Source organism: Flavobacterium sp. 21.1 (genome assembly GCF_057801535.1).
In genome coordinates this window covers 344,715-361,355 of the sequence record NZ_JBYNXA010000002.1, presented here as the reverse complement: position 1 = coordinate 361,355, position 16,641 = coordinate 344,715, and the positions used below count along the sequence as shown (strand labels likewise).

The window sequence follows — 16,641 nt, the reverse complement described above, 5'->3', positions numbered from 1 at the left end:
TTTGACAATGAATAATTTACCATCATAAAGTTACAAAATAGATAGCAAATCCCCAGCAAATTAGAATTTGATATTTCCGGCAATCTCCTGCAGCATTACTTCTGAAATTTTCGCCTGAAATTTAGCACTGGTATTTCTTGCCTTGACATTGATAAAATTCTCCTGAGCATTTCTGAATTCGATAGTCGGAATCGATCCTAATTTGAATTTCTCCAAGGTAATCTCAAGGTTCTTTTTAGCAATCGCTTCATTGTGTTCTTCCAATTTTGACAAAGCCACATTGGTCAGATACATTTGATAAGTCGAATGCAACTGGGAACTGACCACTTGTTTTTGCTGTTCTACAAAAAGACTGGAGTTTTCCACCTGAAGTTTGGCCACTTTCTCGTGTTTCGTCTGTAGAAATCCATTAAAAATATTCAATGTAGCTGATACACCGTAATTAAATCCGTTGCTTTGCGATTGCGAAACAAACCCCAGACTCGACTCTGTCTTATTGAAATTGTAACCCGTGTTCAACCTTACGGTCGGATACCTCTCGGCACGCACCTGTTTCAGATCCAGTTCAGCTACTCTTTTATTGATCACAGCCAATTGCAGTTGCAAGTTCTGCTTCTCTACTAAATCCTGTAAATCCTTTAACTGCAGGTTATCGTCGATCTGAACTTCTTCCACTACGCTAAAATCGGTTGCCATATCACGTGCCAGAAGTTCGTTTAGATTTACTTTTGTGACCTGAAAAACCTGTTTCAACAGTAAAATATTAGACAAATCCTGATTCAGATCAACCTCTGCATTTAACACTTCCAGTTTGGATGCCTTTCCAATTGAAAAACGGTTCTCAGCTAACTTTAAGCGTTGTTTCGAAATCATGATAGTGGTATCTAAAGCTTGTATCAACTGTTGCTGTTTCACTAAATCATAATACGTGGTCATAACATCACTGACTCTAGTTAAAACAGTAAGTTTTAATTGTGTCTCACCTTGCTTTTCCAAAGTTTGCAACTGATCATAACGGGCAAACATCTTAAAGCCATCAAAAACGGTCCATCCTAAATTCGCACCATACGTCATGTTGTTGTTTTTAGCATTGTTCAGTTCACGAACCTCGCCCGTCGACTGGGTTTGTTTGGTATTTTGGACATTATTGTTTTGCGTAAATGTTCCGTCTATTTTAGGCAACATTCCCGCATTGGCAATATTGTTATTCTCTTTACTTACCTCCAATTCATTGGAAGCGATCTTAATATCATAATTGTTCTTCAAAGCGATCTGCACAGCCTCTTCAACCGTCAAGACCTCTTGGGCAGAACAGTTAAAAACAGCTACTAACAAAAATGTGATTTGAAACAGTATCTTATTTTTCATATTCTTCAATATTATCAAATTCAGGTCGGTGTTTTCTTTCCCTTGACCACATTAAATAAACTGCAGGGATCACGAATAACGTTAACAATAAAGAGAATAAAGTTCCGCCTACAATTACAACACCCATTCCAATTCGGCTAGTTGAAGCAGCACCCAAAGACAACGCAATAGGCAAGGCTCCCAAAGCAATTGCTAAACTCGTCATCAAAATAGGACGTAATCGCGATTCGGAAGCTTCTATTATCGCCTGATATTTTGATTTTCCCTCTTCCCTCAACTGGTTTGCAAATTCCACAATTAAGATACCGTTCTTTGTTACTAGTCCGATCAGCATCACCGTTCCGATCTGACTGAAGATATTCCAGGTTTGGCCAAACAGCCAAAGTGAGAACAACGCTCCTGCTACCGCCATTGGAACCGTTAAAATTATTATGAACGGATCGATAAAACTCTCAAACTGTGCCGCTAAAATCAAAAATATCAGCAACAACGCCAATCCGAACGCAAAAGAGGTATTTGAACTACTCTCCTGAAAATCTCGCGATTCACCACTTAAATCGGTGGTAAAGCTGTCGTCCAGCACTTTTTCTTTAATGCGTTCCATTGCATCAATTCCGTCTCCAATACTTTTTCCCGGAGATAAACCGGCAGAAACCGTCGCCGACATATAACGATTATTGTGATACAACTGTGGTGGACTGCTTTGCTCTTCGACAGTAACCAGATTATCCAACTGAATCAACTGACCATTCGTACTTTTTACAAAAATCGAGGTCAGATCCATCGGAGCATTTCGGTCTTTTTTGTCGAATTGCCCCATTACCTGATACTGTTTTCCGTTCATCATGAAATAACCGAAACGCTGTCCGCTTAAAGAAAGCTGTAACGTTTGCGCCACATCGATTACCGAAACACCAAGACTTTGTGCTTTTTCCCTGTCGATGGTAACGTAGATTTCAGGTTTGTTGAATTTTAGGTTGACATCTGAGTTCGAGAAGGTTGGATCATTTTCCACTTCCTCCATAAACTTCGGAATTTTCTCTTCCAGTTTTTTAAAATTCGGCGCCTGAATTACGAACTGGATCGGCATTCCTCCTCTTCGATTTACGGCAATTGTTGGTGATTCCGAAACATTTAATTTCGCCTCAGAATACTGTTTGGTCCACTTGGTCAGATCTTCGGCAATTTGTTTCTGAGTCTTTTTCCTTTCTTCCGGCTGAACCAATGCAATTCTAGCCCTTCCTGAATTCACAGAAGAAGAACCAAATCCTGGAGATGTAATAATCAAACTCACCTTTTTCTCCGGAATCGAATCGTTTACCAACTCGGTCAGCTCGCTCATGAAACGATCCATGTAATCATAAGACGCACCTTCCGGAGCCGTTACGTTTACGCTGATAAAACTACGGTCATCGTACGGAGCCGTTTCTTTCTGTAGTACATTGAAAAACACAAAAATCAGTCCGAAACAACCAATCAGTATTGGAAAACTCAACCACTTTTTCTTCAGAAAAGCCGTCAGTGTTTCGGCATAGGACGAATTCATTTTCTGAAAAAACGGTTCCGTCAAATCATACATTTTGGATTTTTTCTGAACGCCGCCTTTCATCAGATAAGCATTTAGCATCGGCGTTAGCGTTAACGACACGAATGCCGAAATCAATACTGCGGCTCCAATTACCACTCCGAATTCACGGAACAACCTTCCCACAAATCCTTCCAGGAAAATCACCGGCAAGAAAACCGCTGCCAGCGTGATCGAAATAGAAATTACAGCAAAGAAGATTTCATTGGAACCTTTAATAGCCGCTTCAATTGGTGTCATTCCCTCTTCTACTTTTTTGAAAATATTTTCGGTTACCACGATTCCGTCGTCCACCACTAAACCTGTCGCTAATACGATGGCCAGCAATGTCAATACATTCACCGAAAATCCGCACAGGTACATGATGAAAAAAGTAGCTATTAAGGAAACCGGAATATCAATTAGCGGACGAAAGGCAATCGCCCAATCCCTGAAGAAAAGATAGATGATCAATACCACAAGAACAATTGACAATCCTAATGTTTCTGCAACTTCCAAAACCGCTTTCTTTACAAAAACGGTATTGTCAACGGCTATATTCAATTTAAAGTCTTTCGGCAGGTCTTTCTTCAGCTGATCGTATTTTTCGTAGAATTTTTCAGCGATATCCAGATAGTTTGTCCCCGGCTGTGGAATGATGGCCAAACCAACCATCGGCTGGCCGGAATCCGACAATTTCGTTTCCAGGTTTTCCGCTTCCAAAGAAGCTTTACCGACATCGCTCAGACGAACAATTATGTCTCCTTCTGCCTTAATGATAATATTATTGAAACCTTCTTCGGTAGAAATATTTCCTATAGTTTTAACCGTAAGCTCTGTATTGGCGCCTGTTAATTTTCCTGATGGCAATTCCACATTCTGTTTGTTCAGTGCGGAACGTACATCCGCCACCGTACAGCCATAGGAAGCCAGTTTTACCGGATCAATCCATAAACGCATAGCATATTTTCGCTGCCCCCAAATCTGAACGCTACTCACGCCAGGAATAGTTTGCAGACGTTGGGAAAGCACATTATCGGCATAATCCGTGAGCTCAAGAACATTTTTATTATCACTCTGCACCGTCATGGTGATAATCGGCTCTGAATCCGCATCGGCTTTAGAAACTACCGGCGGCGCATCAATATCCTGAGGCAAACTTCGAATCGCCTGAGACACTTTATCGCGTACATCATTAGCTGCCTCTTCCAGGTTTTTATCAAGGTCAAATTCGATATTGATATTACTTCGTCCCTGACTGCTGGAAGAAGATATATTACGGATTCCGTCAATGGAATTCACCGCCTTCTCTAAAGGTTCTGTAATCTGTGATTCGATAATATCGGCATTCGCACCGGAATAATTCGTCTGCACCGATATTTGTGCCGGGTCAATCGACGGAAATTCACGTACTCCCAGAAAAGTATACCCTATAATTCCGAAAAGTATCAGCAATAGGTTAAGTACAATCGTAAGTACGGGTCTTTTTATACTTAAAGTGGATAAACTCATAATCTGTATTTTTATCTTACTTTAAATTCACTTTTACGGGGGAATCGTCTTTCAGCATCATTACGCCACTGGTTAAAAGAGTATCTCCTGCTTTAAGTCCGGACAACACCAAAACTTCTTTATCGGTTCGGGCTCCCGTTTCCACCATTACTTCTTTTGCTTTTCCTCCGACTGAAACAAACACTTTTTTACCGTTTTGAACCGGAATCAAAGCTTCGGTCGGCACCAATATGGCGTCATTAATTTTATCCAACGGCAAGGCTATGCTGGCAAATGTTCCCGGAATCAGTTTACCGTTTGGATTATTGGCAATTGCTCTCATTTTTAACGTTCGGGTTTCCACTTCTATTCCTGGCTCGATGGCATAAATTTTAGCCATGAATCTTTCCGTGGAACCGGCTACCGTGAATGACAGTTCAGTATTGATCTTCATTTGTGTAGCATATTTTTCAGGAATGGAGAACGTAATTTTCACCTGATTGGTATTTACCAGGTTTGCGATAACTGTGGTCGGGGTAGCGTAGGTTCCTTTTGAGATGGAACGAAGTCCGATTTTACCCGCAAAAGGAGCTTTCACGGAAGTTTTGGCAATCTGGGCCTGTATCAATTGCGTTTGTGCCTTAGCCGAACGAAAATCGGCACTCGCGATGTCATACTCTTCCTGGCTTATGGCTTCTTTTTCTAATAATAAGCGTGCTCTTCTTTCGTTCTCTGAAGCTAATGTTTGTTTTGTCTTTGCCTGAGACAACTGGGCGCGAAGTTCAAGATCATTGATTTTAAAAAGCTGTTGTCCTTTGGAAACAACTGTTCCTTCTTCAAAATTGATGCTTTCAACTATACCGGAAACTTCGCTTCGGATTTCCACCTGCTCATTAGCGTCAATCGAACCGGAAAGTGAAAGATTGTCTGAAAAAATGCGGGGCTTCAGAACGATACCAGTAACTTTAGCCGGTTTTTTATCTCCGCCTTTCTCTTTTCCTTTTCCTTCCTTTTCTTGATTTTGCGATATTCTGTAAAAAATCAGCCCTCCCAAAACGACGGAGAGCAGTAAGTAAATGATGTATTTGGGTTTCATAAGATATAAGATATGTACTTTAGGACTCCAATTCTAAGATTTGGTTTAAACAAAGCTACTTCTTAATCTCTTTTTTAACATCCCTTTAGGACAGTATTTAACAAAAATTTAGCGCCCTCCTTTGAAGTTGATCATCAATTCAACTTTGTGATACAGTTCGGGAAATTCTCTTTTGAATTGGTCGGGGCTCTCAAAAAAATGTTCGAGTACTACGGCTAAAAATTCGTATTTGTTGGTGTAGGCATAAATGCGGAAATAGTTAGAGTCAACCAAGCGTTTTGCATTGGGTAAATGATGGATATATCGCATGATATCATCAAACATATCCGAAAATATATTCATGCTGGTATTATAACTTTTCATGGCCTGGAAGTTAAGCGCATGGGCAAATTCGTGAAGTCCCAGATTATGGTTGTCATTTTGAATACTGAATCCCTGTTGAAAATCTTTCCAGGAAAAAGCAATTACCTTAACCAGGGGATTAAATTCCCCCTTATGATATTTTTCGGTGGAGATAGAATAATATTCATCAGGATAAATCAATATATGTTCAAAAACATCATAGAGATAATTTTTCATGCCGAAAGTCAGCATAGTAGAAGTAGCCGCGATATGTACCTTCATCTGATCATTCACGACCAACCCTGATTTTCCTACAAATTCATATTCGGCAATAAAATTCACTACACGGTGTTCAAAATACTTTTTTTCTTTTCGGGTAAGCTTGTTATAGAAAACAAATTCACTCTTTAAAATTGAACGCTGTGATCGTTTTAAACGCTTCAGAAAAGGATAAAAGTGAATATAAAGAGGTTTATTGAAATAGGCAACGTATGCTTTCTCGAAAACCTTAAAAAGGAACAATCCGACAAAAACAAACGCAACAAAACCGAAAAGATAAGTTTCTAACAATTCCAATTTATAGATTTTTGGGGCTTAGTTATTTTTACTTGTTTAAAATACAAGAGCCATTATTTCTAACGAACCGCCTAAAAATACAAAAAAGAAACAAAACCCAACATTTTGTTTCTTTTTTATTTGTGACCTCGGAGGGGTTGACAAAGTCTTCCCCTCAAAGCTCCGTTTTGAAAATAAAAAAACACAAAAATTTAAAAGCAAGCTTTACATTTTTGTGTTGTTCTTATTTATTCGTGACCTCGGAGGGGGCATAACCCCTCGATTTCATTATTTTTAAAAAAACTTAAATGTATCAATTCCAGAAGCTTTTAAAAAAATACAATTTATTCAGGTTAACTAAAATTTATTCAAATACACTTTTTGCTAACTAATGGTTAACTAAAAATATTATATTTGGTTTGTTCAAATAAGTTACCTTGTTATGGCAAAGATAAATTTCTTACTTCAAAGTAAAAGTGAAAATGCAAATATTTATGCTCAATTTTCAATTAGTAGAAAAAAAGTATTAAAACGCAAAACTGGATTAGTCATAAATCCAAAAGACTGGAGTACAACTAAAGCACAACCAATCCAAAAAAATGACGAATTAAAAGTTTTAAAAACAAAACTTGATAAATTGGTTATTCACATAGAGAATGCTTACAACAATTCTATTAGCAACGGAATAGATCACAATGGAGATTGGCTTCAAGAACAAATAGATATTTTTAATAACAAAAAACAAGTTATAGAACTTGATGTATTGACAAATTATATTCAAAAATTTATAGACGAAGCTCCATACAAACAAAATCAAAAAAAAGAAATTGGATTAAGTAGTGGTCGTATTCAAAACCTAAAGCTATTCAAAGAGACTATCCTGCGCTATGAGACTGAAGCTTTTAATGGCAAGAGTATTTTAATAAAAGAAATCAATTTGCTATTTGTTGAGAAATTCAAAACGTGGTTATTCAGTAAAAACTATTCTGTAAATTATGTTGGTAAGAATATTGCAAATATTAAAACAATTTGCAATGATGCCTATAAAAATGACATTGAAACCTCAACACAAATAAAAAATATCAAAGGGATTTCAGAAAGTAAACCCCCTGAACAAATTATAACTTTAAATGATGATGAGCAAGAGCTCATAAAAAAAGCTCCTTTAATTCGAGAAGCATTAATCAATGCTCGAAAATGGCTATTACTTGGCTGTTTAATAGGGCAACGCGGTGGCGACCTACTTAATATTACCAATAAAAACATAAAAGAGTTAGAAGGTATTAAAATAATAGAGCTTCAGCAACAAAAAACAGGAAAACTGGTTGCCATTCCATTATTACCTGATGCCCTTGAAATAATTGAAAGTGGCTTACCTTATAAAATATCAATTGCACGTTTTAACGAATACATAAAAGATATTTGTGAGGCTGCCGGACTAACTCATATGATTCAAGGCAGTAAATCAACAACCACAGAAACCGGAAGAAAAGTTGTTTCAAAAAAAACTGGAAAACTTATTTCCGAAAAAACAAAATTGAATGTTTCAGGGATGTATCGAAAATGCGACTTAATAACTTCACATGTTTGTCGACGCTCATTTGCAACCAATTTTTATGGACGCATTCCAACACCTGTATTAATGAGAATAACCGCCCACGGAACTGAAGGTATGTTTTTACAATACATAGGAAAAACATCCTATGACAATGCCTATCAAATGGTTGAATACTTTAATAGATTGAAGCCTAAAGAAAAAACATCTCAAATGGAGGTAATACATAAAACGGTTGCAAATTAAAATTATCACCTAAATGAAAAATGTAAATGCCGAAATAATAATATCACCCCATAGTGATAGACGCGAAGTTCTCACTCCAAAAAAAAGAGCCAAATATATCGATGCCCTTTACGAACAATATAAAGTAAGAGGAGAGGAAAAAGATGTCTTAAAAAACAGCCCAAAATATCAATATCCTAACGAAAGAAAAGAAGGAAACGTTTTATATCAGGGGTATGACGAGAAAGGCTATTACGCTATATTTAAACCAACTGGAGAGGAATATGACAAAATAGAAATATTTGCTGAAATAGAAGATAAGCGTGCAAAATTAGCTGACCTTGCGGCACTTCAACATAAATTTGCAGCACCAAATCAAACTTTAGAATATTTAAAGTCAATTAAAAAAAATATTGACGAATTATGGGAGTGTATATTTATTGAGAAAAACAATGAAAGCTCTACCGATAAAAATAATGAGTCAGGCAATAGTATCCATTTTGATGCTAACCATTTTTGCAAAAACTCGTTTAATCTTTTTATCTATTTAGTTGAAAATTATAAAAAAGAGGGTAAAATCAAATTTATCAACATATTCTACTTCTTCAAGAAGAGAATCGAAAAAGCAAACTATACTTTTAATTTTAAGCAACGCGAATATACCGAATTCATAAAAACCAACTATGATATTGAAATTAAAAAATACCAAACGGCTGAACAGAAATTTGAAGAAGAAATGGGAACTTTAAGTTCACTTGAGCAGCAATTTAGAGGCAAATAATTCAAATAAATACATAATACCTAAAAATACCTTTTTTATACCTAAAAACACCCTTTTTTACCCCCTTATTTCTTAAATATGCTTGTACTCATTAAAAAAGTAAGTACAATGAGCACACAAATTTTCTTAAACGGTATTACACTCGAGCAATTGGTAGAAGCCTTAAAACCGTTACTTGAATCTCAACAAAATAACACTCCACAGCAACCTCAAGAAGAACTTTTAACACGAGATGAGGTTTGTAAACTTCTTAACATTAACAAAACAACCCTCTGGAAGCACACTAAAAGTGGGCGTCTTACAAGTTTTGGCATAGGCAAGCGCGTCCTATACAAACGTAGCGAAGTCCTAAAAGCCATTAATCGATTAAATGGTTAAAAAGTATTTCACTTTTAAATAGTGGACTAAACTGACATTCTCAAAACACATCATCACAGGTCATAAGATTAACTTTTTTAGACCATTACTTAACCTGTACATAAATACGCAACCTATACGCGCACGCACGCGTAGGGAGAAATTTTACCCATAAAAAACTCAACAAATAGGGCATTTTTTTTGAAAGACTTCATGAAAATCATACCAAAAAACTTAACTTCTTCTATTTTAGAAGCAAATCCTCTATTGGAGTTTTTCGGGGAAACCAACACAACTGGAAAAATTAGAGATGTAAATCGAAATGGAACAAAAAAAACGCCCTATAAAAACGCATATTACCGAAGTTTGGAATTCAAAATCTATGAAAATGGAACTGTAACTATTGAAGGTAGTCTACATAAATATTGGAATGAGGGAATGCACAACTACAATGATTTTGACCAAAAGGCATTTATAGAGGTATTAACGGACTTAAAAGTAAAGTTTGGCATAATCCCCGAACAATCAATTATAAAGTGTTTAGAAATCGGAATAAATATCATTCCACCCGTACCAACAAACGAGATTTTAGATTACTGTTTCCTACATTCAAAAAAAACATTTGAACGCAAATACCATTCAGACGAAGGAAATTACAAACAAGTAAGACATACCCAGTATATTATAAAGCTTTATGACAAAGCATTGCATTATAGAAGTAAAGGCTACAAAATTGATAATGAAATAATGCGTTTTGAAATAAAATACACCAAAATGGAAAAATTGAACAAACTTGGAATTTTTAACCTGAACGACTTAGTAAATTTTGATTACGAAAACTTTAAAGAAATGATCATTAAAGAATGGAATAGCATCTTATTTTATGACAAAACAATAAAATCAGACCGCAAATTGTTATTGAAATATAAAAACCCTCTTTATTGGAAAGAAATGATAAAACACAAAAGCGACAGCCTTTATAGAAAACATAGAAATCAACTTCAACAATTAACATTAAACAACTCTGCTAAAATGCAAAACCAACTAACCGAAATAATGGGAAAGAAAATAGATTCCTTAAAGGGTACGAATTTTGACACTTAATGTATGCTGTAAATTTCCACACCCTACAAATAAAGCTTCATTTTAGGTTTACTTTTATGTTTGCACAAAATATTCTACTAATACACAGCAAATCTTCCTTTTTAAGAACGTTCAAGACTAAACTTACAAACAGCACACAATTTCCAAGAAAACAGCTTATATTTGCTTGTATAAAGTAATTTTCTCTATGAGATAGAACAAATTTGAATTTTAAAATATAATAAAGCGTTAGTCTTTATTCTTGTTTTCGGAAAACTGGCAAAACTTTCTAAAAAACTACAAGGATAATAGGATAATGCTCACGCTCTGGCGTGGGCTTGTCTATTTTGTAGTTTTTAGGTATGCCAGTACCTCCGAAAGCAGAAGTAGATTAAGTTCCACGCTTTTTTTATTGTTTAATGTTATTAGGAACGGTAACAAAAACTATAAAAAATGAAAAAAACATTTCTCGCATTTACACTTATTTTCTTCATGAATGGTGCTATGCAAGGACAAAACTCCGTTACAAACCCATCCATAACCGATTTTACCACAATTGGCTATTTCTCTCCTAAAAAATTAATTGAAATTAAAGGTCGAATATTAAAGATTGATAATTATAATTTTTTAGAAATAATCATTGATGACGAACTATACACAAATGATTATGAGAACTCTGATATTGTCAGTTTTAATTTTTACTTCACTACTTATAATGATGACCGCACTGATTTTGTAAATTTTACAAGTATCTCAAATCGTATCAATGAAAGAAAAGCACATTTGATTCTTTTAAATGAAAATGACATCAATTATTTCAAACAAAGCCAAATAAGGGAAATTGAAGTATCACTTGGCTTTTCAACAAAATACAATTTTAAATACATCAAAGACATTAACTTTTTTAAGAACAATCTAAATTAAGAATCATGAAGAAAATTATCATCGTTGCTTTGTCAACTTTATTTTCCACAGCACTATTTGCACAAGAAAAAAAAGAAGACCCAATAAAACTAAAAGGAGTTGAAGTTGAAAATGATTATCACGAAAACATTTCCTGGATAAAATCAAAACCAATCCCATTAGTCTCAAAAGATTTTACCATTAGCCCCTACTCTGTTACTTATATTCAAATTTATTTCGGAATGTATGTAAAAGACGGAAAGCAATACATGACACCAATTCATTTAGTTAATAAATATAAAGACCGAGATTGGATTTTCTTTGATGAAGTAAGTTATTTATTTGGAACTCGAAAAGAAGTTAAATACGGCAAAGGAGTAGTGTTTAAAACAATTGATGATGAAACAAAAAGAGATGTAAACCGTGGCATTTCTGAAAAATCAGATTTAATCGCAGATGAAAATGTAAAAACATTAATAAAGTACATCTTAGAGCATAAAACTGGTTTAAATATTAGATATACCAATAAGCGTGATGGCAAATATGCCGAAATTGATATCCCAAACGGCACAGAAAAGCTTCAGAAGCATTTTAAAGTTTTAATTGACTATTACAACCTCTTCAACGAAAAGTTTTCTTTAAACCAACCATTTTAAAAAAGGCTCAAATTTGAGCCTTTTTTTTATTTCAACCATGATACAAATTGAATCTGATTAACCAACTAAAATGTATGAAATTCATTATATTCGTAAAATATACTTTTAAAAAATACTTATGAGTGATAATGCTGCACATAATCTATTAAATCTAACTCTTACTACAGGTTGGCATGTAAAGCAAAAAATACAAAAGACGGATAATCAAACAGGTTCTTTTTTTTCAGTTTGCTATTTAGTAGAAAAAGAAGGCGAAACATGTTTTATGAAAGCCTTTGATTTTTCCAAATTTCTAAGTATTTCCGAGCAAGGGAAGAAAATCGTTGATGTAATGAACGATATGTTGACAGCTTATAGATATGAAAGAGATTTATCAGAACATTGCAAAAACAATAGTATAAATAAAGTTTCATTTGTTAGAGAGGCAGATGAAGAATTGGTTGTAGGTTATCCGATATCAATTGTTCCATATTTGATCTTTGACCTTGCTGAAGGTGACATACGTAAAAAGTTAGAATTCTCTTCAGAACTTGATTATGCGATGAGATTTAAATCGCTACATGATATTGCTGTTGGATTAAAGCAATTACATTCTATTGAGGTAACACATCAAGACTTAAAACCTTCAAATGTTCTTACATTTTCAAATAGTGAAAGTAAAATTGGCGATTTAGGAAGGTCTATTTGCAGAAATATAGATGGTCCTTACAATAGAGAAGTTTTCACAGGAGATTGGACTTATGCTCCACCTGAATTAATGTATGGTTATTTTGAAAGAGATTGGTTAAAAAGGGTATTTGCAACTGACTGTTATTTATTAGGCAGTTTAATTACCTTTTATTTTGCCGGAATAAGTATGACAGCACTATTAAGAAAACATATCCCTGATAATTTTAGCTGGGAATTGTGGAGGGGTTCTTATGAAGAAATCATTCCATATCTTGAAAATGGATTTACAAATGCATTAATTGAGTTTGAATCAAATATAAATAGACCTAACATTAAAAATGAATTGGTAACTTTAGTGAAATATTTATGTAACCCTTTCCCAGAAAAAAGAGGACACCCTAAAAACATCAGTTTAAGGGGCAATAACTACAATATGGAAAGGTTTATTGCATCATTAGATTTATTAAAAAGAAAATCAGAACTAAAAATAAAAAACTTCCAATTTGGCTAATTTTTTTGAACATAAAGAACGTAGAGTAATTCCAAACTGGAGAAGTTTTGGAAAGACCACCGTATTGGGTGAACTTAATTCATTTCAAATTGATCAGCCATTTGTAAGACCGAAAACAAATATCGATGAATATATCATAGATTGGCAATTAAATAAAACAACTGTTCATGCAGCAGATTTATTAAGTGCTGGAATTGTCAACAATAAGAAGGATAATCAATTTGTATTAGATGCCGCAAAATTTATTTTAGATAATAAAGATAAATCTTCAAAATCACAAATCTCATTAGCTAATATAATACTGTACAATGGCTCAAAGGAAAATATTTATAATTCTTTAAATGTTATTAATCTTGAAAGTCTTTCTGAGTCCATTGACATCGAACAGATTAAATCAAAAATAAAAGAAAGTAAAAGTTTACTCAAAATAAATCCTTACAACGCGATTGTTTATGTTGAGTTATCGAGATATTATTCAATTTTAGGTCAAGAAATCAGCGCTATAAAAGCTATGAGGGTTGCCTTACATCTATTTCCAAACAACAGGTTTATTCTTAGATGCGCCACAAGATTATTTATTCATTATGCGAGTGATAATAATGATTATTTGGATTACATCCATGACTTTTTGAGAAAAAGCCCTTTAACCCCTTATGACCCTTGGTTAACTTCTACTGAGATTTCAATTGCTACAGTTAGGGGAAGGAATTCAAAATTTATCAAAAAAGGGGTTGATTTAATTAATTCAAAAAATATTTCCCCATTCAACTTTACAGAGTTAGCAAGTAGTATTGGTACTGTCGAACTCTTAAACGGAAGCACAAAAAAAAGTCGTGAATTTTTCAACAAATCTTTAATAAGTCCAAATGATAACAGCCTTGCACAGTTAGAATGGGCATCAACAAAAGATAATCAATTAGAAATTAATCCATCCAATTTTAAAGTTGAAATGAATTTTGAAGCATTGGCGCTGGATAGTTTTCACAATAGTAATTTTGAAGACTCCCTTGAACATGCAGCAAATTGGTTTGTTGATATGCCCTTTTCAAAAAGAGCTGTAATGTTCGGGTCAAATTTATCAAGCACAATTTTAAAAGATCAATCAAAAGCCATTTCGTTTTTAAATGCAGGTCTTATTAGTCATCCAAATGACCCAATGCTAATAAACAATTTGGCATACTCATTAACACTTGACGGCAGACCTAATGATGCGTTTATCGAATTGGATAAGATTAAAAATATTTCTGACTATGATGAAATAACACAAGCATGTTTAACAGCTACTCAAGGTTTAGCTTTTTTCAGAAAAGGAATGATTGATATAGGCAGAAAGTTGTATTTGGATGCTATTGATCAAACAAAAATTATAAATCATAGAGAATTGAACTGGATAGCCATACTGAATTATGCAAGAGAGGAAATTTTAATTGATTCAGAATATATCGAGCAACTCATTGAGGCTGTTAACCAAATTCCAGTCTCTAAAGATGTTGAAATAAATACATTGAAAAAAGATGTTATAGATTTATATGAGAAAACTAAAAAATAACATTTGAAGTCATACTAAGATTTTCACAAATTGAATTACACGGCTCGAAATAGAGCCGTTTTTTATAAACCCATTGATATGAAACTTTATTTATGGAAAGTAAATACATTGAAGACATTTTTGAAGATTACTTGGCAACTGAAAAAACCAATTATGCCATTTTAATCAATGGTTCTTGGGGTAGTGGCAAAACATATTTTTGGAAAACTAAACTAACTGAACTTTCAGAAAAAGCGAATATAACACCAGTTTATTTATCACTGAATGGAATTAATAAAATTGAAACTCTTGATTATCAATTAAAAATCAAACTAATCCCCCTTTTAAACAAGTTAGATGTAAAGAAAACTGCCTCGGCAGGTAATCTCACAAAAAATATATTATTTGAGTTAATTAAAGGTAAATGGAGTATTGACCCTGAAAACATCATTAAGGACGTCGAGATTGATTTAACTTTGTTTTCAAATAAAATTATCTGCTTTGATGATTTAGAGCGCTGTAAAGTGCCTTTATCAGAAGTATTAGGATATGTAAATGATTTTGTTGAACACAAAAATTTAAAGGTAGTATTCTTATCGGACGAAAGTAAAATAGCAAACATTAAAGAAGAAAACTATAATTCAATAAAAGAAAAAGTAGTAGGTCGTATTCTCAATTTTAAAAATAGTTTAAAGGACACTTTGCCTCTAATAATTGAAAAGTATAAAACCTCTGATAAAGATTTTTATACATTTTTACATAGTAAGAGTGATTTTATCCTTAGTCTATTATCTGAATACAAAGAAGAAAACCTAAGAAACATAGCTTTTTACCTCGAAAGTTTAAATAAAATCTATTCCACTTTAAAAAATCATATTGACTATACTGATGAAGTTTTATTATTCTCTTTAATTATGACTATTGAATTTAAAGCTGGCAAATTGACTTCAAATGATTATGAAGATTTTAAAGGATATGATGGCATAGATTCCGCATTCACTTTGTTCAACTTCTCGAAACCTAAAGAAAACAGTTATTTTGTAACTAACGAAACTGAAAAAGAAGAACCTAAATCTGAATTAGAAATATTTCATGAACAATATTTACAAAATAACATTACCAAATATCACTTTTATGCTTCGATATATCAATTCATTTTAACTGGTTATCTTGACAAAGAAAAATTATCAGACGAGTTAAAATCAAGGTATCCTGTAGTAATCCCAAAAGAAATTTTAGCTTTTAGAAAATTGTTAAATTATGGTTTTAGAGTTTTGAAAAACGACGAATTTTCAAAGCTTTCTGAAGAGGTTCTTGGATATTCAAAAGAGGGCAAATATAGCATCTATGATTATTTACAAATTTCGAGTTTTTTTAATTTTTTTTCTGAAAACAAATTAATACAAGTTTCTATTCAAGAAATCCAAAGCGCTTTATCTGATGGTATTCAAATTGCAAAATTAAGAGAGGAAAGCGACAATAAACTTTACAAATCTATTTTTCATTTCGGAAGAGATAAAGACGACACAATCATTTCTAATTTAATAAAAGAGGCTCATAATGCCATCGAAGCAAAAAAAGAAGCTACCAAAGTCAATCAATTAATAGTTGCTCTTGCAGAAAACAATCATGAATTGATTAAAGATATCTTTGATAAGTATCAAGGACAAAAAATGTTATTTGAACTTTTAGTACCAAAGAAATTGTTTGAGATATTAGAATCTGTTGAGAACGAAACATTGTCAGAGCTCAATGACTTACTTGGCAGTAGATATTCATCAAGCAATATTAAAGATTATTTAAGTTCTGATTTTGAATTTTTAAATGAATTAAATTCTTTCATAATCGAAAAGTTAAATGATAAAGAAGTTTATCAAGTTCAAGACTTACTTTTTAAAGAGTTATCAGAAACGATAAAAGAAGTTTGTACGAAACTCAAATAACAGAATAAAAATGC

At 33.6% G+C, this 16,641-nt stretch carries 13 protein-coding genes; 9 read left to right on the top strand and 4 right to left on the bottom strand.

Annotation, left to right across the window (positions count from 1 at the left end):
- Positions 1-60: 60 nt before the first annotated feature.
- The 4 genes from AC3E9U_RS04995 to AC3E9U_RS04980 all read right to left on the bottom strand — a co-directional run bounded on the left by AC3E9U_RS04995 (position 61) and on the right by AC3E9U_RS04980 (position 6,437).
- On the bottom strand, positions 61-1,368 hold the full coding sequence (locus tag AC3E9U_RS04995; RefSeq protein WP_488745811.1) for a TolC family protein: 1,308 nt from the start codon (positions 1,366-1,368) through the stop codon (positions 61-63).
- Positions 1,358-4,444: an efflux RND transporter permease subunit gene (locus AC3E9U_RS04990; protein ID WP_488745810.1), complete on the bottom strand. Its 3,087-nt coding sequence runs from the start codon at positions 4,442-4,444 to the stop codon at positions 1,358-1,360. The genes AC3E9U_RS04995 and AC3E9U_RS04990 overlap by 11 nt, the downstream gene beginning before the upstream one ends.
- Before the next feature lie 16 nt (positions 4,445-4,460).
- Complete coding sequence (locus AC3E9U_RS04985; protein ID WP_488745809.1) at positions 4,461-5,519, bottom strand: efflux RND transporter periplasmic adaptor subunit; 1,059 nt, start codon at positions 5,517-5,519, stop codon at positions 4,461-4,463.
- A gap of 108 nt (positions 5,520-5,627) precedes the next feature.
- Positions 5,628-6,437, bottom strand: a complete 810-nt coding sequence (locus AC3E9U_RS04980) for a zinc-dependent peptidase (RefSeq protein ID WP_488745808.1) — start codon at positions 6,435-6,437, stop codon at positions 5,628-5,630.
- A 421-nt stretch (positions 6,438-6,858) separates the two neighbouring features.
- Here AC3E9U_RS04980 and AC3E9U_RS04975 point away from each other — a divergent pair, with 421 nt between their 5' ends.
- From AC3E9U_RS04975 to AC3E9U_RS04935, 9 genes are all read left to right on the top strand, one after another.
- Positions 6,859-8,217 (top strand): site-specific integrase, encoded by a 1,359-nt coding sequence (locus AC3E9U_RS04975; RefSeq protein ID WP_488745807.1) that lies wholly within the window; start codon positions 6,859-6,861, stop codon positions 8,215-8,217.
- A gap of 13 nt (positions 8,218-8,230) precedes the next feature.
- The gene (locus AC3E9U_RS04970) at positions 8,231-8,977 is read left to right on the top strand and encodes a hypothetical protein (protein ID WP_488745806.1); all 747 of its coding nucleotides are present in this window, start codon (positions 8,231-8,233) and stop codon (positions 8,975-8,977) included.
- Between the two features lie 108 nt (positions 8,978-9,085).
- Positions 9,086-9,355 (top strand): helix-turn-helix domain-containing protein, encoded by a 270-nt coding sequence (locus AC3E9U_RS04965; protein ID WP_488745805.1) that lies wholly within the window; start codon positions 9,086-9,088, stop codon positions 9,353-9,355.
- A gap of 192 nt (positions 9,356-9,547) precedes the next feature.
- A complete protein-coding gene (locus tag AC3E9U_RS04960) occupies positions 9,548-10,438 on the top strand; it encodes a hypothetical protein (RefSeq protein WP_488745804.1) in 891 nt (296 codons plus the stop codon).
- Positions 10,439-10,870: 432 nt separating this feature from the next.
- Positions 10,871-11,341, top strand: coding sequence for a hypothetical protein (locus tag AC3E9U_RS04955; RefSeq protein ID WP_488745803.1), 471 nt, complete (start codon positions 10,871-10,873; stop codon positions 11,339-11,341).
- A 5-nt stretch (positions 11,342-11,346) separates the two neighbouring features.
- Positions 11,347-11,976: a hypothetical protein gene (locus AC3E9U_RS04950; protein ID WP_488745802.1), complete on the top strand. Its 630-nt coding sequence runs from the start codon at positions 11,347-11,349 to the stop codon at positions 11,974-11,976.
- A 118-nt stretch (positions 11,977-12,094) separates the two neighbouring features.
- Positions 12,095-13,156, top strand: a complete 1,062-nt coding sequence (locus tag AC3E9U_RS04945) for a protein kinase domain-containing protein (protein ID WP_488745801.1) — start codon at positions 12,095-12,097, stop codon at positions 13,154-13,156.
- Positions 13,149-14,705 (top strand): tetratricopeptide repeat protein, encoded by a 1,557-nt coding sequence (locus AC3E9U_RS04940; RefSeq protein WP_488745800.1) that lies wholly within the window; start codon positions 13,149-13,151, stop codon positions 14,703-14,705. The genes AC3E9U_RS04945 and AC3E9U_RS04940 overlap by 8 nt, the downstream gene beginning before the upstream one ends.
- Positions 14,706-14,797: 92 nt before the next feature.
- Entirely contained in the window at positions 14,798-16,627 is a 1,830-nt protein-coding gene (locus AC3E9U_RS04935) for a P-loop NTPase fold protein (RefSeq protein ID WP_488745799.1), read from the top strand.
- The last annotated feature ends 14 nt before the right edge of the window (positions 16,628-16,641 follow it).